Source organism: Ruegeria sp. F5, from assembly GCF_056533845.1.
This window is the reverse complement of the sequence record NZ_JBQFOU010000007.1, coordinates 108,429-130,208: the sequence shown is the minus strand read 5'-3', so window position 1 is coordinate 130,208 and position 21,780 is coordinate 108,429. Positions and strand designations below refer to the sequence as shown.

Sequence of the window (21,780 nt, the reverse complement as noted above, 5' to 3'; positions counted from 1 at the left end):
CGTTTGGATACGTGCGATTGGCAAGTATTGACAGTTGCAAGACTCCAGCAGCCACGTGGCAAAGGAAGGTTTCTGATGCCGAGATTTACATCAATTGAGATCCGCATCGGACCTATGGCTGAAATCTTCCGAGGTCATGATGCCGTTCCTCGAGAGCATGGGCCGTCGCCCGCTTTGCGAACTACCATCGAAAGCCTCCGGACGCTCCAAAGTCGCTGCGTTGAGCATCCATGTGGTTTCCATCTTTTGCATTCCGTCTGCAACAAAAACAGTTTGTGAACTTGGCTCAATCTGAAGCGGGCCAGTAACTTGCAGCCGTTCATATAGGCGAACCGTGTTTTCACCCTCAGGCAAACGCAGGCGTAAAAGCTGGTTGGGTGGTGGTGGCGGTAAGTGGCTACACATGCCTAGCTGCGGCACCAGATAAGCCATTTGTGTTCCGTCCGCGTTCGGCGGCGCTGGTATCGCGAAACCGGTTATCGACACCTGCCGTCCATTGAGACCGGGATTGCCCGATTTTGCGGCGCGCTCTCGTTTGTCAGCCACGACAAAACGCTGCGAAATGTACCAGTCAATATCCACACCCGCCGCATCGAGAGTTGCTTCGGCCTCTGCCAAGCGGGATTTGGCCAGTTCCAGTTTTTCCGGGTCAGTTATACCATTCTTCAGCAGTTCGCGAACGCGCACCACAACCTGCAAGTTCACGAGATCAATGGCACCAAGTTTCTTGAATGGATCCTCAAAGGTCTGGGCCGACGGGTCGACTAGGTCGCTCCAACTGACAACACGAGGGTTCGCGGCCACGGAAGTCACCACAAGCAAACCCAATATCCCAACCACAAGCAGCCGCATGATGACGCTCATCAGTTCTCAAGCGTGTTTTTGTAGATGACCCCATCCTTCATAATAATCAGAAAGTTCTCTTCCGGTTCGACCAGAAGATTGATGTCCTCGACTGGGTCACCGTCGACGAGGATCAAATCAGCATATGCCCCAGCCTTAATCACCCCAAGCGGGCCTTCCTGGTACGGGTTTCGCGGTCCTGACATCTCGACCAGCTTTGTGGTGTTGTACGTGGCCTGTTGCAAGACTTCTGCCCCAGACCACCAGCGACCACGGCGTTCGAACTCAAGGTTCTGCATTGCCAAGAGCTCTGGGGCTCCGAACAGGTCCACGCCAAAAGCAATCGGAAGGTCGTATTTTTTGATCAACGCAACGTAGTTTTCGACGTTGTCGCGCAGCGGCGCGCCCTTTTCGATGGTAGCAGGATCGCCCGCGGCCAACATTTCCTCATCCGGTGTGAAGATTAGAAACTGCGGGTTGAGAACGGCCCCAGCATCGCGAATGGCGCGAATGGTCTCTTCCTCGAATATCATGTTGCCGTGATCGATGCTCTTTACTCCGCCCTCTAATGACCTGATGACGGATTCATCTGTGTAGGCGTGAACGATGACATAGGTGTTCCAGTCTTCAGCAGCCTCCACTGCGGCACGGATTTCTTCGGGACTGTAATGGGTTGTGTCCAATGGATCGTAAGGGGTTGAGTTACCGCCACCCAGGCTGATCTTTACCTGAGTGGCCCCAAGGCGCAGCACCTCACGGGTGGCTGCCCGCACTTCAGGCACTCCGTCAGCAATGAACGCCCACTCGCGCTCAAAAGCCGTACGTTCAATACGCTGTCGGTGGTGGGTGTCGTTATATAGGCGGAAGTCGAAGTGCCCAGATGTCTGACCTATCCAATGCCCGGAACTAAAGATACGCGGTCCGGGCACGATACCCTCGTCAATGGCCTTGGCGATGCCATAGGACGGACCACCTGCATCGCGCAGCGTCGTAAAGCCCCGCATCAACATAAGTTCAGCTTCCCGCGTGACGAGAGCCCCGGTGTATGTCCAGTGAAGGTTGTACGCCAATGCCAGAGGATTGGACGGCAACATGATGTGGTTGTGGCCGTCGATGAGCCCCGGGATCAAAGTCCTTCCTTGACCGTCAATGACCACGGCACCATTGGTTTCAATCGGATCGGTCGAAACCCTCGCAATCAGATTGCCTTCGACAAGAACATGGGCATTTTCGATCACTGCTGCGTTTTCGCTGTCAAAAACATCGACATTGACAAACAGGGTTCGTTGCAGGTCTTCTTGTGCGATTGCTCCGAATGCCAACAAGAACAGCATTGCAGCGGAGAGAATTGCTCGTATTGAGACCATAGTAATTGTTTAACCCATTCGAAGATGTTGGAGTTCAAGCCAGCATTGCGTCTGACTTGTTTTTAGTCAATGTAGCGGCTTGTATTGGCACACCAATTTGGTGCCGTGGCTCGGCATTTCGGGTTCTCAACTCCGCATTGTTTCCCCCTGAGGGCTACCTCAATTCGACACAAGTTGCTGTGAAAACTGGCGCTAAGCCGGGCGTGGTGCTTTAAAGGGCCTTTTCAGAAGAACTTTGCGTGAGCGGGGCAGGGCGGTTGCGTAGCTTTTGCTCATGACCAGACCTGCCTCTTTCAAGTGCTTTAAATCCATTCCTGAGATCATCTGCCTTGCAATGATGCTGTTCATCCGTTTCCCGCTCTCGCTTAGGAATGTCGAAAATCTGCTGCATGAGCGAGGCATCGACGTGAGCCACGAAACTGTCCGATATTGTTAGAACAGGTTTTGCCCGATGTTTGCTGCTGAGATCAGACGGAAGCGTGTCCAGCAGCTGCGCGCGTTTTCCAGATGGAAGTGGCACTTGGACGAGGTTTTCGTGAAGGTGAATGGCCAACGGCATTATCTTTGGCGGGCTGTTGATCACGAAGGCGAGGTGCTGGAAGCCGTTGTCACCAAACGCCGAAACAAAGTTGCAGCATTGAAATTCTTCAAGAAATTTATGAAGCGACACGGTAAAGCGGAAAACGTTATCAGGGATCGCTTCGCATCGTATCGGGCCGCTCTCAGAGAGTTTGGTGCTACCAAAAACAGCAGACGGGCAGGTGGCTCAACAACCGCGTCGAGAATTTGCACCTGCCGTTCCAACGACGCGACCGCGCGATACAACGGTTCAGGCGCATGCGAATTTTACAGAAATTCGCCTCTGTCCATTCCTCGATACAACCACTTCAACCAGGAAAGATCTCTCACCAGCCGAGACACCTTCAAGCTGACGCGCACCGCGGCTCGCGCCGAGTGGCGCCAACTTGGCGCGGGATAAAGGGCAGCGCCACTGGCCTAACCGAGACAAGTTCGAATTCGTCTCACAACACCTGAGCCCCAGCCCTGGTCGAGACTGGTTCGAATTCACCTGACCGTACCCAACGAAAAGAAGCGGCTCATCAATCAAGACCTTCGATCTCGTGACATGAAGCTCTCAGAGCAAAACGTTTCATTTGGCCTTTTATCGTGAAACAACAGTTGCTCCGTTAGAAAACGACCGGGTTTATGCTAACATCGCTGTAATTATCGGTGCTAATCCCTGAGTGGTTGTTCATGTTCCTCAAATTTTGTCTACGATTCAAAACTTGGCGTCTGCTGTTTTTTTTGGTTTTTGCGACCTCCGCGAATTTGACCCAGGCTAAAGACAAACACGTGGCACTTGTGATTGGTAACTCCGCTTACCAACATGTCTCGAACTTGCGAAACCCGTCGAACGACGCCGAGGATTTATCCCAGTCTCTGAAGCGGATCGGGTTCGACGTCACCGAAGGGTTGAATCTTGACTACAATGGGATGCGCATTGCGTTGCGTGACTTCGCAGAGGCCGCGGCTACTGCGGATGTAGCTTTGATCTATTTTGCAGGTCATGGCATAGAAATCGAGAATACCAACTATCTGATACCCGTTAATGCAACGCTCAAAAGTGATCGCGATGTAGATTTTGAAACAATTCGACTGGATGCCATTGTCAATTCAATCTCAAACTCTCCCGGCCTAAAAATCGTCCTTGTCGACGCCTGCCGGAACAATCCGTTTCTGGCTCAGATGGCACGCGTTTCAGATACGCGATCAATCGGGCGTGGTCTGGCAGCGGTGGAACCGGGGGGTGTTGTCGTTGGCTACGCTGCCCGGGGCGGGACTTTGGCGCAGGATGGCGATGGCAGGAACAGCCCCTACGCGCAGGCCTTGTTGGAGCACATTGAGCAGCCGGGTCTGGAACTGGGCAAGATGTTCCGCAGGGTCAGAGACCGTGTATATGACCTGACCGAGGGGTTTCAGGAACCTTTCATCTACGGCTCGCTTCCCGGGGAAGACATTTACCTGGTGCCCCATGTTGAGCCCGTCGCGTTGCAGGTGCCGAAAAGTCAGGGTGCAGCTGCGCCGGTTCCTCAGCCGGTACCGGTAACACGCCAGGATGTAATGGCGGCCGCGATGAAAACCAACACAATGCGTGGTTGGGCACTGATGGCACAGAAGTACCGTGCCGCTTCGATAACCGAACCTGACGCCCTGAAGCGAATGGCCGAAATCACACCGAAGTGGTTGGCAAAGAGCGGGAAATTGAAAAGTCTGGAAGATGCTCTGGTGCCGGATCGTGATGTCAAAAAGCGCGTTCAGGAAAGTCTCAACAACGCTGGTTTTGACGTTGGCGCAGCCGATGGTGCTTTCGGGCCCAAGACCCGGTCCGGCCTCCGGGCCCTTCAGGCAGCGAATGGGCTAGAACAGACCGGATTTGTCGACCCCGCCGTTTTGGCCATATTGAGGCTGAGATCGCAGCAAGAGGACAACGAGACTTTCATTAGCAACCCGTTCGCAGTAAGTCAGAAAGTAAGCGAACTGGAGTTGCTAGGAGAATCCGAAGAAACAACGGAGATACTGCGGTGCTTGAGATTGCGGCGGAGCGTTTATGGCAAATTTCGCGGCAGCTTATACGTGATTATGACGTATTGGGGTAATCTCCAAAATGCGCGAAGCGAGGCTCAGAAGTGCGGTGTTGATCTGGCGTCGATCACATCTGCTGAAGAAAATGCTTTCATCGTCAAAATGATGGCAAATGACCCGGCATTCTTTGAAATCGCATACGATAGCAGAACCAACTACAGCTTCAAATCAGGACCCTATTTTGGTTTCAGAAAGGATCCGAAAGAAGGTGACGCCGTCATCGGCTGGCGTTGGTACAGTGGAGAACCAGTGGCTTACACAAACTGGTTGCCTTCTAAGCCGAACAAGACCCACGGTCATGGCAAAAAGGCTTTCGCGCAATTTGCGTATCAGAAGCGTGGGCGTCGGGATCTAAGCAAAGCTATACCTTCGGAATGGTTTGATGGTAATGGCAACCATGCGCATTCAGTTGTACTCGAAGGCCGTCTGAACTGATGCGCCGGAATCAAAACTGCGCTATCTGCTGACCGAGATCGTACATTTCGACCAATCCGAGCCAACAAACTTGTTTGGAACATCTGCGGGCTCAAAAAAATAGGATTGTCGGCTGCCATTTGTCGTCACATGCGTAAGTGACAGTACCCGGTCAGACAGTCGCGCGCCTATTGCCCGCTTGAAAGCGCCGTTTTCATAAGCCAGCCTGCCGGAATAGACCCCATCGCCATCGTGTTTAAGCTGTATCCGCCTGAGATTGAAACCCCCGGCCTCGCCTGGACATGTGACTGTTCGAATCTTCCAGACGCCTTCCAGAAGTTTGGGCTCTTTTACGGCCCGCTTGAGGAACGAGCACTCGGCAGTCGGTTGAGCGCGCAGAACGTTCAGTGTTCGCGCATCGTCCAGCGCAGCCCCTTTTTCGAGTTCCGAAAGCAACGACGCGGCGAGATCATAAGCATTTCGCGTTTGGGCACCTATCACGCCGTCAGGGTCACCGGCTCCGCAGCTCATGCGGTTGAGCTCTTCCTGAACCGAGCGGACCACCAGGGCCGTTGGCATCGCGGCGTCGTCGAATTCGACCAGTGCAATCTTTCGCAGCTTGTAGGATTTCGCGATGCAAGTCGGATCGCTGCCGCATTCATCCCGCGACAGACGCCAATTCCTTTGTTCCACAAGGGCCTGCCCCCGTGCCGCGCCGCTTCGAACTGCATCCAGTCGTCTTTGAAACAGTTCTGATACTTCGCTGTCTCGTTTGAGAAGATCAGGATCGCGGCATATAAGAGACTGGGTTTCGTTCTTGGGGCTATTGCACCATTTCGGCAAGTCGGCAGGCGGCAAGGTCTGAGCAGTGTTTTCACGGTAGCGATCTGCAATCGACAACGCCAGCGCGGCATAGGCCGTGTCGGGATAAGTCTTGGCAAACGCCTCCAGAGCATCCGGTGACGTGCTGTCGCGAAAATCATCCCAGGCTGCTTCGGCTTCTTCGTCAGGTGACCGAGGATTGATTGCGGTTTGTTCGATTGCGACTGCAGGCTGCGGAACGGGCGGGGACACGAGATAGATGTCATGCCCCGGCAACGATCCGTAGGTAAATGGTTCCTGATAGCCATCGGTCAAATCAAACACTGTATCCCGGACCTTGCGGAACATCTTACCCAGTTCCAGACCGGGTTCTTCGATATGGCTTAGTAGTGCTTGCGCATAGGGGCTGTTTCGACCGTCTCCGTCCAGCGCCAACGTGCCGCTGCGCGCCGCATAGCCCACCAAAACACCGCTTGGGTCTATCCGCGCCAGCCCATGGCCAATGGACCGGGTGGAAGAGGTGCGGGCCATGTTCGGCACGAACGGGTTGTTGCGGCATGCATCGATCAGGATGATCTTCAGCCCATCGCCGCCGGAAACCGAGCCAATCAGCGTGTCCAGCCGGATCGCTTCCAGTTCTATGTCCCGGTCACTCTGCAACTCGGCGTCGATTGGAATGAGGTAATTGGTGTTGTCGATTTCAATGCCATGACCTGCGAAGTAGACTACGACCACCTTGGCGTCAGCCGCGGCTTCTGCAAAATCGCGGATCGCTATACGCATATCCCGAAAGCTCAAGTCCAGACCGCGGGTGACTTCGAAGCCTATGCGCTCTAGCGCGTCAGCCAGATCGCGACTGTCATTCTGTGTATTGGGCAAACTGGAAACACGTTCATAGCCGGAATTGCCGATCACCAGCGCGACACGCGCGTCTTCGGCCATTGTCGCTGCCGGGACAGCTAAGAAACACGCCAAAACAAAAGCCCGAATAAGCAAAATGATGTTCTGAAAACCTAAAATCATACAAGAGAACCCGAACCAGCACAGTCAAACATCGCATACCGTACCACATCTTACCGCGCTTTTCGATACGCGGACGACGTGGCTCGGAAACTGGACTCAATCCTGAATCCGACCTAAGCTGACGTCACAAATGGTCTTCTGTTAATCAGTTTGTTTCGCGAGGCATTGTGTGTCGTGCATTGATCTTTCCAAAAACGCCCTGTTTGCTTTTTTGATCCTGATGGCAATGCCGGGCGTCAAGCTGGCGGCTGCCGATGAGAGTGACGCAGCCGACGGCACCGACGAGATCGTGTTTGTCCCCCCTAAGATGGGAACTCCGAAAGATCGGATGGGCGCGGGTACGCGGGGCACTTCCGTGGATGGCGAAGACGGCGTGCTTTTGCTGCTGGCGCCGGAAGACGGTGGCCTGACGACCCTGTCGTCTCCGCCCTTGATCTGGCATTTAAAGTCCGGGCACCGAGGTGATCTGGTGTTCGCCCTGAACCCTGCTGGCGCTCCTGGCGGCGAGCTGCTGATCAATGGGCCGTTTCCGCCGGGATATTATGGGGTGGATTTAGGTCGGCTTCAGCAACACCTGGAAACAGGCAGGATTTATGAATGGCAGATTCTGCTTTTGAACAGCAAGACGAGCACGGTGAGCGAACGGTCGATGCGTCTTGTCGAACGGGTTCCGGAGAGTTTGAGTTCCGGGAATCCGTCCGCGGACGGGTTGTGGTTTGATGCGCTGTCCCCACTGGTTGACATCAGCCTGAGTGGCCGTGTCAGACCTGTGAACACTGATCAGTTTGAACAACTCTTGCAGTCTGCCGGGGTGGCTTATTGAAATCGAAGCGCCGAAAGCAAGCTGGCACTCTGGCCACGCCGCTTTTGCCGATGTGGCAGCGTTGGCTTCTGGTCGTTTCGATTACTCTGATCGTAGGAGCTTCCATAACTTTGCTGCGCAACAAAGGGGCGTTAGAGCCGCTTGAGCTTGCGCAATACGATTGGACCACATCTGCAATTTCCGAAAAAACGCAGGCGGAAGACGTTCATCTTGTTGCAATATCCGATCAGGATCTGAGCAAATGGGGTTGGCCAGTTCCGGACGCCCAGCTTGCCAAGCTAATCGAGAATTTGCTGGCGGCTGGCGCGGCGGCGGTCGGGGTGGACATCTACAGGGATGTTTCAGCCGGTTCCGGCCGCGAAGACCTGCTTGATGTTCTGCGTGATCCCAAAGTTGTTGTGATCTCGAAACTGCCGGATGAAAGCGGTGCGGGCATTGCTGCCCCGCCAGGGGTGAGAACCGGGTTTGCCGATATACCCATCGACCCCGATGGGGTGGCCCGGCGCGCGTTGCTGCTGGTCAGTGATGCGCAAGGATTGTCACTGTCGCTGCCCATGCAATTGGCGGCGGAGTTTTCTGGTCGTCCGGCGCTGCAAGCGGATCCCGAAAACCCGAGCTATCTTATGTTTGGTAGTACGGTGGTGCCTCCGTTGACGGCCGGGTCAAACCTATTTCGAAGTGCTGATACGTCCGGTTACCAAATCATCATAGACTACCAGAACGCGTTGCCGATCACGCACCGGATTCCCGCTGCAGATGTTCTGGCCGGGCAAGGCATGCAGCGCATCAGAAACAAAGTTGCGATCATCGGGCTAACCAGCCAATCCGTTAAGGATTACTTTCAAATCCCGCTCAAACGCGCGTCAGGTGCGAGTTTTGCTTACGGGGCCGAAATACACGCGGCCATTTTTCAGCAACTGGTCGACTATGGGAATGACCGTCTTTTGCCGTTGCGCTCGCTGAGCAGTTCATCTGCCTCATTTATGATCTTCGCCTGCGTCTTTGCAGGCTCTTGTATTGCGATGTTCGTACGGGTCACGGCCCCCTCCTTAGCGATAGCGGTGTTCGGGGGAGGGGCGCTGCTAATCGCGCTGTCGTTGTTCCAGAAAAATGCCGTGCTGATGCCTGTTGTGCCGTCCGTGTTGGGGTGGCTTTTGGGGTTCTTGTTTGCGTTCGCGGTCATCGCGGGTATTTCGCGAAACCAAAGGCGCGCAATCGTGCAGATTTTCTCGTCTCACTTGTCGGACGAATTGTCTGCTGAGATATGGCAACAGAGGAAAAGCCTGTTGTCCGGGGGCAAACCAAAGTCGCGCCGATTGTTTGTTACGGCCCTGCTTGCCGATATCGAAGGCTCTACGCGTATTGGCAACTCGATGGATGCCGAGGACTTCATGGCCTGGGTTTCGCGCATTCTGGACCAATTGGGTGAAGTCGCCCGCAAACATAGCGGGTTCGTCGAGAAGTACACCGGGGACGGCATCCTTGTGATCTTTGGAGCGCCCGTGCCCAGCACCACTGAAGAGCAGAGACAGCGGGACGCCCTTTCGGCCCTGCAATGTGCCCAGGATATGCGCGCGATTGCGCTGGAACTGAACCGCGGAATGGACGGGAGCCCAGGCTACGGGTTGCGAATTGCCCTGAACAGCGGCGAAGCCTGGGGGGGCACATTGGGTGTAAGCGGCTCTCTTCGGTACAACGTCATCGGTGACACGATTAATGTTACCGCCCGGCTGGAGAACTGGATAAAAACACTTGATAAGAACACGGATGGCAGTCGACCTGTTTGCATGTCAAAGGTGACCGCGCGGATCGTAGACCCTCGCAAAAACTGGCCCGTCCATTCCAGTTTTGTTCATGATGATGGTGTCACCAGGATCGAAGTCGTCAACGTGGATCAGACAGGTTTTGAGCGTTGAACAGGTCTTGTCAGAAGAACTTGGGTTGAGGCGGTCAGGGTGCCCTCGTAGCCTTCGCGCATGATCAAACAATCGCTATTCAAGTACTTCAAGACCAGTCCAGAGGTCATTCGTCTGGCAGTCATGCTGTACGTTTGGTTCCCTCTATCTCTGCGAAACGTGGAAGACCTGTTGCACCAAAGGGGAATTGAGGTGAGCCACCAGACTGTTCGATATTGGTGGAACAGGTTTGGCCTGATGTTTGCTGCTGAGATCCGAAGAAAGTGTGTTCAGCAACTTCGAGCCTTTTCAAAATGGAAGTGGCATGTGGACGAGGTTTTCGTGAAGGTGAGTGGCAAGTGGCATTATCTTTGGCGAGCTGTTGATCATGAGGGCGAAGTGCTGGAAGCAGTTGTCAGCAAGCGCAGAACCAAAGCTGCAGCATTGAAATTTCTCAAGAAATTGATGAAGCGGCATGGTTGCGCCGAAGAGATCGTTACCGACCGTATTGCATCCTACAAGGCTGTGCTCAGAGAATTGGGCGCGCTCGAAAAACAACAGACGGGAAGGTGGCTCAACAACGGTGTCGAGAATTCGCACCTGTCGTTTCGACAACGCGAACGCGTAATGCAACGTTTCAGGCGCATGCGCAGTTTACAGAAATTCGCGTCCGTCCATTCCTCCGTCTACAACCACTTCAATCAGGAAAGATCCCTTACCAGCCGAGACTCCTTCAAGCTGACACGCACCGCCGCTCTCGCCGAGTGGCGTCAACTTTGTTCCGGATAGGTTCACGGTTTCTGCGGCAAACTGAGACTGGTTAGAATTCCTCTGACAGCACCAAGAGGACAGGGTGAGGCCGATCAAGGCGGAGTCCTAGAAGACACTTGCGGGTCACCGAAAACAGTGCGGGAAAAAGGATGACCGACAGGGTTTGGCACAACACCCATCAGCCATCACTTAGGCTTTGTTCGTTCCCATAAAGCCCCGGCGCTTCAAGCCCGGTGCAAGTCCGAAAGCCGACGGGCCCGAAGCGGGTTGCTCCGGCCCCGTAGCGACGGTTTTGGGATCAGAGCGCCTGACCCTCCCCATCGAAGAAGTGCAGCTTTTCGGGGGCGAAGCGCAGGCCGATTTTGGTTCCGGGCTTCAGGTCAGTATCGCCATTTATGCGCACGGTGACCTTTTCTTCGCCGCCGCAATCCACGATCAGGAATGTGTCTGCGCCAAGGTATTCGATGACCTCGATCGTGCCGTCGCTTTGGCCTTCGCCGGGCGCGACCGGGGTGATGTGTTCCGGGCGGATGCCCAGTTTGGTTGCCTCGCCCGCCCGGTCCAATGCGCCGCTGCCGCCGTTTTCCAGATGGTAGTGACCGTTGCGCGTGGTGCAGGGCAGGATGTTCATTTTCGGGCTGCCGATGAACTGGGCCACGAACAGGTTGGCCGGGCGCTCGTACAGCTCGCGCGGTGTGCCGACCTGTGCGATTTTGCCGTATTCCAGAACCACGATCCGGTCGGCGAGGGTCATGGCCTCGACCTGATCATGCGTCACATAGATCATCGTGCGCTTGAGGTTTTGATGCAGTTTCGCGATCTCGTAGCGCATCTCGACCCGCAGGGCGGCATCGAGGTTTGATAGCGGTTCGTCGAACAGAAATGCGGTCGGGTCGCGGACGATCGAGCGCCCGATGGCGACCCTCTGGCGTTGTCCGCCGGACAGGTCCTTGGGGCGGCGCTCCAGAAACGGTCCGAGCTTCAGGACATCCGCAGCGCGGTTGACCTGCTCTTCGATCTCGGCTTTCGGGACGCCTGCGACTTTCAGCGAAAAGCCCATATTCTCGGCCACGGTCAGGTGCGGGTACAGGGCGTAGGATTGAAACACCATGGTCAGTCCGCGTTTCGAGGGCGGATGATCGGTTACGTCATTGCCGTTGATCAGCAACTCCCCGCGCGAGATGTCTTCGAGCCCGCCGATCATGCGCAGCAATGTGGATTTGCCACAGCCCGAGGGGCCGACGAAGACGACGAACTCACCTTCTTCGATCTGCAGGTCGATACCCTTGATCACCTGCGCGCTGCCGAACCATTTTTCGACGGATTTCAGTGCGATACTGCCCATCAGTTCCTCCCTGCCCAGTGCAGCCAGACAGCGGCCGTCCAGGTGAATGCGTTGCCGCCAGCGGGGCTGCCGGTCATGGGGTCAAAATATTCGGCAAAGCCGAAGGTCGAGATCAGCTCGGCGGTCTTGCTGCGCAGCTGCGCGGCCTCGTCACCGTGGCCCATATCTTCCAGCCCGAAGCCGATCATCATGTTCATGATCGCCCAGGTCGGCCCGCGCCAGTAGCGGCGGGCGTCGAAACCGGGCATGCCGGGGTCATAGCTGGGGATCGGGTGCGGGACATTTGCCAGAGTGGTCCGCACCCGATCCAGCATCTTGTCGGATTCAACGCCCGCGAACCAGCACATGTAGGACGCGTTCGACAGGGTGCCGGACCATTCGCCGCTATGCGCATCGCGGGAATCGAACGCATTCAGCGTGTCGTTCCATAGCGAGTGCGCCCCCGCCTCCAGCCGTCTGATGTCGGCTTCCAGCCCTTCTGCCGCTAGTCCGAGTGCAGTACTGATCGCCAGCAGATCCCGTGCCGCGCGTAGGGTGGTGAATGTCATTGTCGGGTCGGCCACGCGGAAAGGGTTGAGGGTCAGCAGTTCCTGCTGATCCCACCCGGCGTTGCGACCGATCTGGACCAGCTTGATGTAGCGGTCATAATCGAACTTGGTCGGGCGATCCTCGCTGTTCACATGGGTGGTATCGCGGCGCTGGTATTCACCGACGCCCGAGGCATCCATCCGCGCCATCGTTTGATCCCAGTCCGGCGCATTGTCGCGGCCCGCTTCCCAGGGGTGCGTGGTGCAGACGGCATTCCGGTCGTCCAGACGCCACTTCATGATCCACCGGTGCCAGGCCAGCATCGCGGGGAACAGGGCGCGGATGCGCGCCTCGCCCGCCTTGGGGTCTTTCTCCCAGATTTTCCGCGCCATCGTGGCGGCAATCGGGGGCTGGATGATGCCCGAGGACGGGATGGGGCCGTTGCAGCCCCAGACATCCGGGCCGGGAAAATAGCCGTCATCTTGCTGGTGAAACAGGATATGCGGCACCATGCCGTCATCCCACTGGCCCGAGAACAGGGTTTCCAGTTCGACCCAGGCGCGGTCGATGTCAAACTCGGCAAAGCCAAGTGCCGCAATCGCGCTGTCCCAGTTCCATTGATAAGGGTACAGCCCTTCGGTCGGGATGGTGTAGCCGCCGCGGTCATTGGCGATCAGGATATTGCGCGCCTCGCGGTCGGGGTTTGTATGTTGGTTCATCTCGGTCATCCTTTGACGGACCCCGCAGTCAGGCCCTTGGTCATGAAACGTTCAAGCCCCAGGAACAGCGCCATGATCGGGACGGTGGCGATCACCGCACCGGCCATCAGGTGTTGACGGGGAATCTCCGAGGAGTTCAGCATCGTGACCCCTCGGGTAAGTGTGAATTTCGACGGGTCGTCCAGCAGCATGAAGGCCAGCAGGAACTCGTTCCAGGCGATCATGAAGACATAGAGCGAGACCGATGCCAGCGCCGGCAGGCTGAGCGGCAGGGTGATCTTCCAGATCACTGAAATGCGCGACAGGCCGTCCATCAGGCCCGCTTCCTCGACTTCGGTCGGCAAGCCCCGGAAATAGCCCTGCAGCATGTACAGCGAAACCGGGATTGTCGTGACCGGGTAGATCAGCACGATGCCGAGGATCGAGTTGCGCAGGCCGGTCATCGAGAAGGCGATATAGATCGGCAGCGCCAGCACGATCATCGGCACCATGTAGATCAGCAGGATCGAGCGCGAGAACGCCTTTTGCCCTTTGAACCGGAACCGTGCCACGGCGTAGGCGCCGGGAACGCTGAACAGCAGGGTGATGAACACGGTCAGGACCGAAACGTAGAACGAGGTCCATAGGTAAGTGCCGAAATTGAAGTCGCGGAACAGTTCGGTGTAGCTGCGGAACAGGGCGGTGCCTTGTGACAGGTCAACCGAGAAATCCAGCGGGTTCTGCAGCAGCGCCTGTTGCGATTTCAGGCTGGTCATCACCATGACGTAGAACGGGATGATGACGATGGCGGTGAAGAAGATATAGCCGAAGCCAGTGCAGAAGCGGATCACCGCGTCCTCGAACTCGTGCCGGGTCAGCTCGCCGAAAGGAACCTCTTTCAGGATCTCGGCCATCGACAGATGCATCACGATGGCGATCGCAATCACGGTGATCAGGGTCGCCTGCAGCGTGGTGTCCGAGCCGATCAGAACCGGGCCGAACCCGGTCAGACAGGACAAGCCCAGCAGAGCCGAAACACCCAGCCGGGCGGCGGCCTGACGGGTCGGGAACCGGACATAGGCCAGGCCCGCGACCGCACCCCAGATCAGGCTCAGCAGAACCTGCGGGCGGAAAGCGGCACCCGTGGCAAAGGACATGGTGATCGCGATGGTGGTGGCGATCACCACCAGCCAGAGCGCACCCAGAACCGGGCCGGTGACAAAACCATTGCGCATCACAATCCCTCCTCTCGGCTGATGAAACGGAAGAAGACGAAGCTGAAGGCGATCAGGCACATCAGGATGACAACGGCCACCGCCGCGCCCGCCCCGATGTTCGAGATCGCAAAGGCCTGCTCATAGACATTCACGGTCAGTGTGCGGGTGCCTGCATTGCCGCCGGTCAGCAGGAAGATGTCGTCGAACTTGTTGAAGGTCCAGATGAAGCGCAGCAGGAACAGCACCGACAGGATACCCAGCAGTTGCGGGATGCTCAGCAGCCAGAACTTCTGGAAGGGCGAGGCGCCGTCCATATCCGCTGCCTCGTACATGCTCGAGTCGATGGACTGCATCCGCGCAAGGATGAACAGGAAGGACAGCGGGAAATAACGCCAGATCTCGAACACGGTGACCATGATCAGCGCCAAAGGCCGCTCGCCGAAGAAGTTGATCGGATCATTGCTGAGACCCATCTGCACCAGCAGCGCGTTGGCTGAGCCCGAGAACGGATCGAACAGCGTGACCCATGTGAAGGCCACCGCAATAACCGGGGCGACATAGGGAAACAGGTAAAGGCCGCGGATAAAGCCCTGCCCGCGGAAGCTTTTGTTCAATAGCAGGGCGGCGAACAGGCCCATGACCAGTGCGCCGATGGTGCCGAACACCGTGTAAAACAGTGTGACCCAGAGAACGCCCCAGAACTCGGACCCGTCAAAGATGCGGGCGAAGTTCTCGAAGCTGAATTCGAAACTGGTCAGCACATTGGGACCGCTGCCGGTGGTGTCAGGTTCCGATCTTTCGATCAGGTCCTCGAAGGCGTCCGGGTCCCCGTCGATTGTAACGGGTATGCGGATGCGCTCGCGCTGTCCGCCTTCCAGCGTGCCGAAGTCGCAAAACAACGCCTGCCCGTCCAGTACGCAGGGCGCGGCGACCTCGGCGGGCGAGACCCCGTCGGGCAGCACGTCCGTCAGGGTTACGCCTTCAATGGCGATCTCCTGGCTGGAATTGCGCAGGCGGTATTCGATCCGCAGATCGTCGCCCGATCCGCGCAGGCTTTCGCGCACAACAGGCGCGGGTGGGCGCAGGTCGGACAGGGTGAAGGGCTTGAAGCTGATCCAGAGGATTGCCAGCAGGGGCAGGATCACCACAAGCGATACGCTGATAACGGTCGGAGCAAGCAGCGCCCAGGCCAATCGCGCCTCGCGTTTGGCAAGCGCCCCGGTTCCGGTCGGTGGGGTGGCCGAAGACATGGGATACCTCGAAGGGTTGGGTGCAGCGGCGTGACTGCCGCTGCGTGTGCCGAAAGGTTATTGGACCTTGGCGAGCTCTTCGTTCATGGCCGCAACGGCGGCGGCCGCGTCGATTTCATCGTCGATATACTGCCGGACCACGCGGTTGATGGCCTGAGAGTTGATCATTTTTGAGGCCAGCGCCAGCTGGCCCTCGGCCACGCCCCAGCGCTGCGCCACGTCCAGACCACCGACGATCTCGTCGATCATCGCCTGCTCGTACAACTCACCCAGCGGCGCCTTGCGGTCGACGCCCACGGGCAGTTCGGCCCAGGCTTCGGAAAACGCGGTCGGATTGTCGGCATTGCCGCGACGCACCGGGAATTTGCCCTCGGGCGCAATCGCCAGCGTCTGGGTATAGCCCTGATCCATGGCGTATTTCACGAACTCCATCGCCGCGTCGGTATCGGCGTCGTTGGTGATGCCGAAGTAACGGACATCGCCCCAGGCCGCGCCATCAGGGTTCGACGGGCCGGACAGTTTGGTCACGATGCCGGTCTTGCCCGCCAGATCGCGCGAGGTCGGGTCGTCATTGATGGTCGGCGGCGCGCTGTCGCGCAGACCGGCCAGTTCGTCCAGAATGAAGGGCGACCAGATGATCATTGCGGCCTTGCCGTCAAAATACAGCTCGCGCGACTGTTTCCAGAACAACTCACCCGGAGGCGAGGCTTTCGAGATCGCCTTGTAGAAATCCAGAACTTCGGTCGTTTTGGCTTCGTCCAGCGGCTGGAAGCCGTCGGGACCAACAGGCGAAACGCCATTGGCAAGGAAGACATGTTCCAGCACCTGGCTCATGAAGTTTTCGTCAACCTTGGTGGCTGAGACAAAGCCATACATCTCGGGCGGATTGTGCAGCTTTTCCAGCGCCGCCTGAATGTCGCCGAACGAGGACGGAGCGCCCAACCCGGCCTCATCGAACAGGTCCTTGCGGTAGACCACCATCTGGGTCCAGCCATCGACGGGGACCGAGGCGGTTTCGTCATTGAACGCGGCCATGGCCAAAGCGCCCGGCGCGAATGTGTCGGCGCCCAGTTCCTCGATCACTTCGCTGGCGGCTTCGGTGTCCAGAATACCGGCCTCGGCCCAGGGCAGGGCGTATTGCAGCGGGTGATAAACCACATCCGGCAGGTCTCCGGCGGCAAAGGCTGCGGTGGCGCGGGTACCCAGATCGGTTTCCGTGACCGGGATCACCTCGACCGTGGTGCCGGTTTCGGCCTTAAACTGGTCAGCCATCTCTTGCTGTTTGGCGAGGCGCTCGGGTTGTTCCTCGGTTGTCCAGAAGCGGATCGTGTCGGCCTGCACGGATAGCGCGGTCAGCGCCAGTGCAAGGGACGAGCCCATCATCAGCCGTGCGGCTGTGGGTGTCAGTTTCATCGGTTGTTTCCTCCCCGTTTGTGTTTAGTGGGTGTTTCGTAATTTCCGCGCCAAGCCTTCGGTGGTCAGCGCCGGCGGGCCGTCGCTGAGCCGTTCGATCAAAGTGGCGTCAGCCAGTTCCCGCAGCGTTCCGGCGGCTTCGCCCCGGATCTGGCGGATCAACAAGGTTGCCAGCCGGTGCCCGGCCTTGCGCGAGTTGACGCTGAAGGTGGTCAGCGGCGGTTTGGCATAAGCGCATTCGGGAATTCCGTCATAGCCGATGACCGAGATGTCCCGTCCAATCTCCAGCCCCTGTTCCGCAGCGACCGAGCAGAACCCGAGCGCAGCAAGATCGGTTGCAAAGACAATGGCGGTCGGCGGGCGGTCAAGCTGCAGCAACGCGCGCCCCTCGGCGGCCCCTTCTTCGCGGGTCCGGGCCCCGTTTCGGATAAGATCGGAATCGCAGGGCAGACCGGCGGCGGCCAGCCCTTCGACAAACCCGTCCTGACGCAGGTGGCTGTAATTGAACTTGGGGTCGCTGCCCACATAGGCGATCCGGCTGTGCCCATGATCGGCCAGCCGCTGCACGGCCTTGTGCATGGCGGTTTCACCCGAAATGTCGTACCACGAGATGTCGTCCTGCGACTCGTCGCGCCCATATCCTGTCCGGCCGAACAGGATGGACGGAACGTTCAGATCACGCAGCAGATTGGCCCGTGCATCTTCGACTGCGGTACGGGGCAGGATGAACCCGTCGGCCTTGTGCTCTTCGACCAGACGCCGCAGCACGGTCAGGGTGTCGGCTTCGGATTTTGCGGTCGAAATCGTCAAGGTCCAGTCGAATCCACTGGCGGCTTCACAGGCGCCGGCCAGGAATTCCTGCAGGAACGGGTTGTGCCCATCCGGCTCATCACTGTTGAGAACCATTGCGATGGCGCGTACCCGCCCGGTGCGGATCGCCTGCGCATGGCTCAAAGGGCGATAGCCCAGCTTGCGCGCGGCGGTTTCAACCCGCCTGCGTGTCACCTCGGAAATGTCCGGATACCCGTTAAGCGCGCGCGATACGGTGCTTTTGGACAGCCCCAGATGCTCGGCCAGTTCATTCAGCTTGACGCGGCCCGCCATCGCCGTGCGAGGGGCGGCCGATCCTATGCGAAGGGTATCCAGATTCGCTGTCATAGGATCAATTAGGAGTTCCGAAACCGGTTTCGGCAACTGAAAAGTTCAAAAAAGTTGCAGGACGGCTAATTTTTGATGGGAAAGGCTTATCCGGGCCAGGGGCAAGGCAGCCGGATCGCCGCAGGGGCTGATCCTGCGTCAACCGGACTTGGCGGGCAAATTATGCGGTTGAAAGTTTCAGTCTGATTTGGATGATCAGGGGCATGAAGACCGAACAACACGGTCTCCCGCCACGTGTGCGGGCAAAAACCAATAGGGGAGATATCCAAAATGAAACTGAAACACTTGCTGATCGCAGCCAGTGCAACGGCGCTGCTTGCCGGTAGCGCCTCGGCCGAGACGCTGCGCTGGGCGCGCGCGGGCGACTCGCTGACGCTGGACCCGCATGCGCAGAACGAAGGGCCGACCTCGACCCTGGCGCATCAGATCATGGAAACGCTGGTCATGCGCGACCATTCCGGCGCGCTGGTTCCGTCGCTGGCCACCGAATGGTCCCCCTCGGAAGACAACCCGAATGTCTGGGTGTTCAAACTGCGCGAAGGCGTGACGTTCCATGACGGGGCCGAGTTCGACAGCGAAGACGTCGTGTTCTCTCTGAACCGGGCGATGACACCGGATTCGGACTACAAGGAACTGCTGGCCTCGGTCAAAGATGTGCGCGCGACCGACAAATACACGATCGAGATCGAAACCGACGGCCCGAACCCGATCATGCCGAACAACCTGACCAACATGTTCATGATGGACAAAGGCTGGGCCGAGGCGAACAACGCGGTCAAGGTTCAGGACTATGAAGGGGGCGAGGATACTTTTGCGGCCAAGAACGCCAATGGCACTGGCCCCTACAAGGTGGTCAGCCGCGAGCCGGACGTGAAAACCGTACTGGCGGCGCATGAAAACTACTGGGGCAAGGATGAGTTCCCGCTGCAGGTGACCGAGATCGTCTACACCCCGATCCAGAACGCCGCGACCCGCGTGGCAGCCCTGCTGTCGGGTGAGGTGGACTTTATCCAGGACGTGCCGGTGCAGGACCTTGAACGTGTTGCCAGCGCAGATGGGCTGGATGTGCGCACCGCGCCGCAGAACCGGGTGATCTTCTTTGGCATGAACATGGGCGATGCGGATCTGGCCAATGACAATGTGGACGGCAAGAACCCCTTGTCTGATGTCCGCGTGCGTCAGGCCATGTCCAAGGCGATCAACCGCGATGCGATCAAACAGGTCGTGATGCGCGGCCAGTCGGCCCCGGCGGGCATGATCGCGCCGCCCTTCGTCAATGGTTGGGATGAGGGTATGGACAGCTCCTCGACCACCGATATCGAAGGGGCCAAGGCCCTGATGGCCGAGGCAGGCTATCCTGACGGCTTCACCATCCAGCTGGACTGCCCGAATGATCGCTACATCAACGATGAGGCGATCTGTCAGGCCGCTGTCGGCATGCTGGCGCAGATCGGGATCACCGTGAATCTGGACGCCAAGCCCAAGGCGCAGCACTTCCCGCTGATCAACAACCTTGAGACCGATTTCTACATGCTGGGCTGGGGTGTTCCGACCTATGATTCGGAATACATCTTCAACTTCCTGGCGCATACCAAGGGTGAGAAGTATGGCTCGTGGAACGGCACGCGCTACTCGAACCCTGATCTGGACGCCAAGATTCAGGCGCTGGCTTCGGAAACCGACCTGCCTGCGCGGGATCAGCAGATCGCGGAAATCTGGCAGGTTGTTCAGGACGAACAGCTTTACATCCCGATCCACCATCAGGTGCTGAACTGGGGGATGAAGTCGGATGTCGGCACTATTGTTGAGCCGGAAGATTCGCCGAAAATCAAATACTTCACCATGAACTAAGGTGAAAAACCGGAAACAGGGCGCGGTTTCGCGCCCTGTTTTGCTTTACGATATTCAAAACCGCCTGCGGGCCAATCAGGGAGTCGTCGCCATGATCCTCAGAAACAGTGCCATTGGTTTGGCCATGCTGGCCGCAAGCGCGGCACAGGCTGCCGAGTTCAAATGGGCCTCGACGACCGATCCGCAGACGATGGACCCGCACGCAGTGAACTCTGCCGCCGTTCTGGGTTTTCTCAACAATGTCTACGAGGGGCTCGTGCGCCGGGGCAAGGACATGCGCATAGAGCCTGCCCTGGCCGTAAGCTGGGAGCAGATCGGCGATGGCGAAGGCTGGCGGTTCAACCTGCGCGAAGGTGTCACCTTCCACGATGGCAGTACCTTTGACGCGCAGGACGTTCTGTTCAGCTATCAGCGTGCCTCGGACGAGGTGGCGGATACCCGCAGCTGGTTCGCGCCGATCAGCGAGGTGAAGGTGGTCGATGACTACACGGTCGATTTCTTGACCTCGGCCCCGAACCCGCTGTTCCCGTCCTCGATTGCCAACTGGATGATCATGGATCAGGGCTGGGCCGAAGCCAATGAGGCTACCCTGCCGGACAAGGAAACCGGCAACTACGCCACCCTCAACGCCAACGGCACCGGGGCTTTCCGGGTCACAGCGCGCGAGCCGGGTTTGCGCACTGTACTGGAACCTTTTGACGGTTGGTGGGATGAGGCCGCGCACAATATCACCCGGGCCGAGTTCACCCCGATCCAGAACCCCGCCACCGCCGTTGCCGCCTTGCTGTCCGGCGATGTGGACATGATCAACCCGGTACCCATTCAGGACGTGGCGCGGTTGCAGGGCAGTGATGACGTGGACGTCATTCAGGGCATCGAGGCGCGCGTGATCATGCTGGGCTTCGATCATCAGGCCGAGGCGCTGAAATACACCGACGATGCGGGAAAGCCGAACCCGTTTAGGGATGCCCGCGTGCGTCAGGCCATCGCCAAGGCCGTGAACGTCGACGCAATCCTTGCCACCATCATGCGCGGCAATGCCGAGGCTGCGTCGCAACTGGTCAGCCCGGTGATGAGCGGGTATTCGCGGGCCAATTCGGAACGGCCCGCCTTCGATATCGAAGCCGCAAAGGCGCTGCTGGCCGAGGCAGGGTATGCGGATGGGTTCTCATTCGGTCTGAAATGCCCCAATGACCGCTATCTGAACGATGAGGCGGTCTGTCAGGCCGTTGTCAGCATGCTGGCCCAGATCGGGGTCACGGCGGAACTCGACGCGATGCCCGTGCGCAACTACTGGCCGGAACTGCGCGAGGACAAGTACGACATGTATCTGTTGGGCTGGAGCCCTGGCACTTTTGACGCGGAGCACCCGGTGCGGTTCCTCGTGGCGACCCCGAACGAAGAAAAGAAACTGGGCAGCTGGAATTTCGGAGGTTTCTCGAACGCGCGGATCGACGAGCTGCTGCCGCTGATCCAGTCCGAACTGGATGCGGATAAACGGCAGGCCATGCTGGATGAGGTCGCCAAGATAATTCAGGACGAACAGGTCTATGTGCCGCTTTACGTCACGCCGCTGGTTTGGGGGAAGGGCAGCAATATCGATCTGACGCAACGCCCGGATGACTTTTTCATCCTGCGCTGGGTGACGGTCAACTGACGACCCCAGGTAACGGCCCCGGTTCCGGTTTCTTTTGCCAGCGGTGCCTTGACCATCTGCTG

The 21,780-nt window shown here is 57.9% G+C and carries 16 protein-coding genes and 1 pseudogene; 7 read left to right on the top strand and 10 right to left on the bottom strand.

Annotated elements, in window-relative coordinates; genetic code table 11:
- Window positions 1-90 precede the first annotated feature (90 nt).
- From ACR0K1_RS12630 to ACR0K1_RS12620, 3 genes are all read right to left on the bottom strand, one after another.
- Window positions 91-864: a DUF3299 domain-containing protein gene (locus ACR0K1_RS12630; RefSeq protein WP_480850882.1), complete on the bottom strand. Its 774-nt coding sequence runs from the start codon at window positions 862-864 to the stop codon at window positions 91-93.
- Complete coding sequence (locus tag ACR0K1_RS12625; protein ID WP_480850880.1) at window positions 864-2,177, bottom strand: metal-dependent hydrolase family protein; 1,314 nt, start codon at window positions 2,175-2,177, stop codon at window positions 864-866. Before ACR0K1_RS12625 ends, ACR0K1_RS12630 begins: the two co-directional genes overlap by 1 nt.
- A gap of 244 nt (window positions 2,178-2,421) precedes the next feature.
- Entirely contained in the window at window positions 2,422-2,625 is a 204-nt protein-coding gene (locus ACR0K1_RS12620) for a hypothetical protein (RefSeq protein ID WP_480851035.1), read from the bottom strand.
- Between ACR0K1_RS12620 and ACR0K1_RS12615 the strand changes: the two are divergent.
- Together ACR0K1_RS12615 and ACR0K1_RS12610 are read left to right on the top strand one after the other, a co-directional pair.
- A pseudogene (locus ACR0K1_RS12615) lies at window positions 2,545-3,189 on the top strand (IS6 family transposase). The gene ACR0K1_RS12620 and the pseudogene ACR0K1_RS12615 sit on opposite strands and share 81 nt — an antisense overlap.
- Window positions 3,190-3,464: 275 nt before the next feature.
- Complete coding sequence (locus ACR0K1_RS12610; RefSeq protein WP_480850878.1) at window positions 3,465-5,288, top strand: caspase family protein; 1,824 nt, start codon at window positions 3,465-3,467, stop codon at window positions 5,286-5,288.
- A gap of 21 nt (window positions 5,289-5,309) precedes the next feature.
- On the opposite strand, the gene ACR0K1_RS12605 is transcribed toward ACR0K1_RS12610, so the two are convergent.
- Window positions 5,310-7,031 carry a caspase family protein gene (locus tag ACR0K1_RS12605; protein ID WP_480850876.1) on the bottom strand — a complete coding sequence of 574 codons (1,722 nt, stop codon included), beginning with the start codon at window positions 7,029-7,031 and terminating at the stop codon, window positions 5,310-5,312.
- A gap of 250 nt (window positions 7,032-7,281) precedes the next feature.
- Between ACR0K1_RS12605 and ACR0K1_RS12600 the strand changes: the two genes are divergently transcribed.
- From ACR0K1_RS12600 to ACR0K1_RS12590, 3 genes are read left to right on the top strand one after another with little or no spacing between them, the layout of a single operon-like run.
- Window positions 7,282-7,935 (top strand): hypothetical protein, encoded by a 654-nt coding sequence (locus ACR0K1_RS12600; protein ID WP_480612720.1) that lies wholly within the window; start codon window positions 7,282-7,284, stop codon window positions 7,933-7,935.
- Window positions 7,936-7,985: 50 nt separating this feature from the next.
- Entirely contained in the window at window positions 7,986-9,851 is a 1,866-nt protein-coding gene (locus tag ACR0K1_RS12595; protein WP_480851033.1) for a CHASE2 domain-containing protein, read from the top strand.
- Window positions 9,852-9,911: 60 nt separating this feature from the next.
- Window positions 9,912-10,619 carry an IS6 family transposase gene (locus ACR0K1_RS12590; protein ID WP_480850874.1) on the top strand — a complete coding sequence of 236 codons (708 nt, stop codon included), beginning with the start codon at window positions 9,912-9,914 and terminating at the stop codon, window positions 10,617-10,619.
- Between the two features lie 280 nt (window positions 10,620-10,899).
- On the opposite strand, the gene ACR0K1_RS12585 is transcribed toward ACR0K1_RS12590, so the two are convergent.
- From ACR0K1_RS12585 to ACR0K1_RS12560, 6 genes are read right to left on the bottom strand one after another with little or no spacing between them, the layout of a single operon-like run.
- A complete protein-coding gene (locus tag ACR0K1_RS12585; RefSeq protein WP_480612716.1) occupies window positions 10,900-11,946 on the bottom strand; it encodes an ABC transporter ATP-binding protein in 1,047 nt (348 codons plus the stop codon).
- Window positions 11,946-13,193, bottom strand: coding sequence for an MGH1-like glycoside hydrolase domain-containing protein (locus ACR0K1_RS12580; RefSeq protein ID WP_480612714.1), 1,248 nt, complete (start codon window positions 13,191-13,193; stop codon window positions 11,946-11,948). Before ACR0K1_RS12580 ends, ACR0K1_RS12585 begins: the two co-directional genes overlap by 1 nt.
- 5 nt (window positions 13,194-13,198) lie before the next feature.
- The gene (locus ACR0K1_RS12575; RefSeq protein ID WP_480850871.1) at window positions 13,199-14,407 is read right to left on the bottom strand and encodes a carbohydrate ABC transporter permease; all 1,209 of its coding nucleotides are present in this window, start codon (window positions 14,405-14,407) and stop codon (window positions 13,199-13,201) included.
- Window positions 14,407-15,639 carry a carbohydrate ABC transporter permease gene (locus ACR0K1_RS12570; RefSeq protein WP_480612710.1) on the bottom strand — a complete coding sequence of 411 codons (1,233 nt, stop codon included), beginning with the start codon at window positions 15,637-15,639 and terminating at the stop codon, window positions 14,407-14,409. The genes ACR0K1_RS12575 and ACR0K1_RS12570 overlap by 1 nt, the downstream gene beginning before the upstream one ends.
- 57 nt (window positions 15,640-15,696) lie before the next feature.
- Window positions 15,697-17,052, bottom strand: a complete 1,356-nt coding sequence (locus ACR0K1_RS12565) for an ABC transporter substrate-binding protein (RefSeq protein ID WP_480612708.1) — start codon at window positions 17,050-17,052, stop codon at window positions 15,697-15,699.
- A 24-nt stretch (window positions 17,053-17,076) separates the two neighbouring features.
- Complete coding sequence (locus ACR0K1_RS12560; RefSeq protein WP_480850868.1) at window positions 17,077-18,210, bottom strand: LacI family DNA-binding transcriptional regulator; 1,134 nt, start codon at window positions 18,208-18,210, stop codon at window positions 17,077-17,079.
- 270 nt (window positions 18,211-18,480) lie between these two features.
- Here ACR0K1_RS12560 and ACR0K1_RS12555 point away from each other — a divergent pair, with 270 nt between their 5' ends.
- Window positions 18,481-20,061: an ABC transporter substrate-binding protein gene (locus tag ACR0K1_RS12555; protein ID WP_480612705.1), complete on the top strand. Its 1,581-nt coding sequence runs from the start codon at window positions 18,481-18,483 to the stop codon at window positions 20,059-20,061.
- 91 nt (window positions 20,062-20,152) lie between these two features.
- Window positions 20,153-21,718 carry an ABC transporter substrate-binding protein gene (locus tag ACR0K1_RS12550; protein ID WP_480612703.1) on the top strand — a complete coding sequence of 522 codons (1,566 nt, stop codon included), beginning with the start codon at window positions 20,153-20,155 and terminating at the stop codon, window positions 21,716-21,718.
- Window positions 21,719-21,780 lie beyond the last annotated feature (62 nt).

What these genes read in the sequence shown, in the direction of transcription:
- ACR0K1_RS12630 (WP_480850882.1), bottom strand. Translation starts at nt 864, where the DNA reads ATGAGCGTCATCATGCGGCTGCTTGTGGTTGGGATATTGGGTTTGCTT.
- ACR0K1_RS12625 (WP_480850880.1), bottom strand. Translation starts at nt 2,177, where the DNA reads ATGCTGTTCTTGTTGGCATTCGGAGCAATCGCACAAGAAGACCTGCAA.
- ACR0K1_RS12610 (WP_480850878.1), top strand. Translation starts at nt 3,465, where the DNA reads ATGTTCCTCAAATTTTGTCTACGATTCAAAACTTGGCGTCTGCTGTTT.
- ACR0K1_RS12605 (WP_480850876.1), bottom strand. Translation starts at nt 7,031, where the DNA reads ATGGCCGAAGACGCGCGTGTCGCGCTGGTGATCGGCAATTCCGGCTAT.
- ACR0K1_RS12595 (WP_480851033.1), top strand. Translation starts at nt 7,986, where the DNA reads ATGTGGCAGCGTTGGCTTCTGGTCGTTTCGATTACTCTGATCGTAGGA.
- ACR0K1_RS12590 (WP_480850874.1), top strand. Translation starts at nt 9,912, where the DNA reads ATGATCAAACAATCGCTATTCAAGTACTTCAAGACCAGTCCAGAGGTC.
- ACR0K1_RS12585 (WP_480612716.1), bottom strand. Translation starts at nt 11,946, where the DNA reads ATGGGCAGTATCGCACTGAAATCCGTCGAAAAATGGTTCGGCAGCGCG.
- ACR0K1_RS12580 (WP_480612714.1), bottom strand. Translation starts at nt 13,193, where the DNA reads ATGAACCAACATACAAACCCCGACCGCGAGGCGCGCAATATCCTGATC.
- ACR0K1_RS12575 (WP_480850871.1), bottom strand. Translation starts at nt 14,407, where the DNA reads ATGCGCAATGGTTTTGTCACCGGCCCGGTTCTGGGTGCGCTCTGGCTG.
- ACR0K1_RS12570 (WP_480612710.1), bottom strand. Translation starts at nt 15,639, where the DNA reads ATGTCTTCGGCCACCCCACCGACCGGAACCGGGGCGCTTGCCAAACGC.
- ACR0K1_RS12565 (WP_480612708.1), bottom strand. Translation starts at nt 17,052, where the DNA reads ATGAAACTGACACCCACAGCCGCACGGCTGATGATGGGCTCGTCCCTT.
- ACR0K1_RS12560 (WP_480850868.1), bottom strand. Translation starts at nt 18,210, where the DNA reads ATGACAGCGAATCTGGATACCCTTCGCATAGGATCGGCCGCCCCTCGC.
- ACR0K1_RS12555 (WP_480612705.1), top strand. Translation starts at nt 18,481, where the DNA reads ATGAAACTGAAACACTTGCTGATCGCAGCCAGTGCAACGGCGCTGCTT.
- ACR0K1_RS12550 (WP_480612703.1), top strand. Translation starts at nt 20,153, where the DNA reads ATGATCCTCAGAAACAGTGCCATTGGTTTGGCCATGCTGGCCGCAAGC.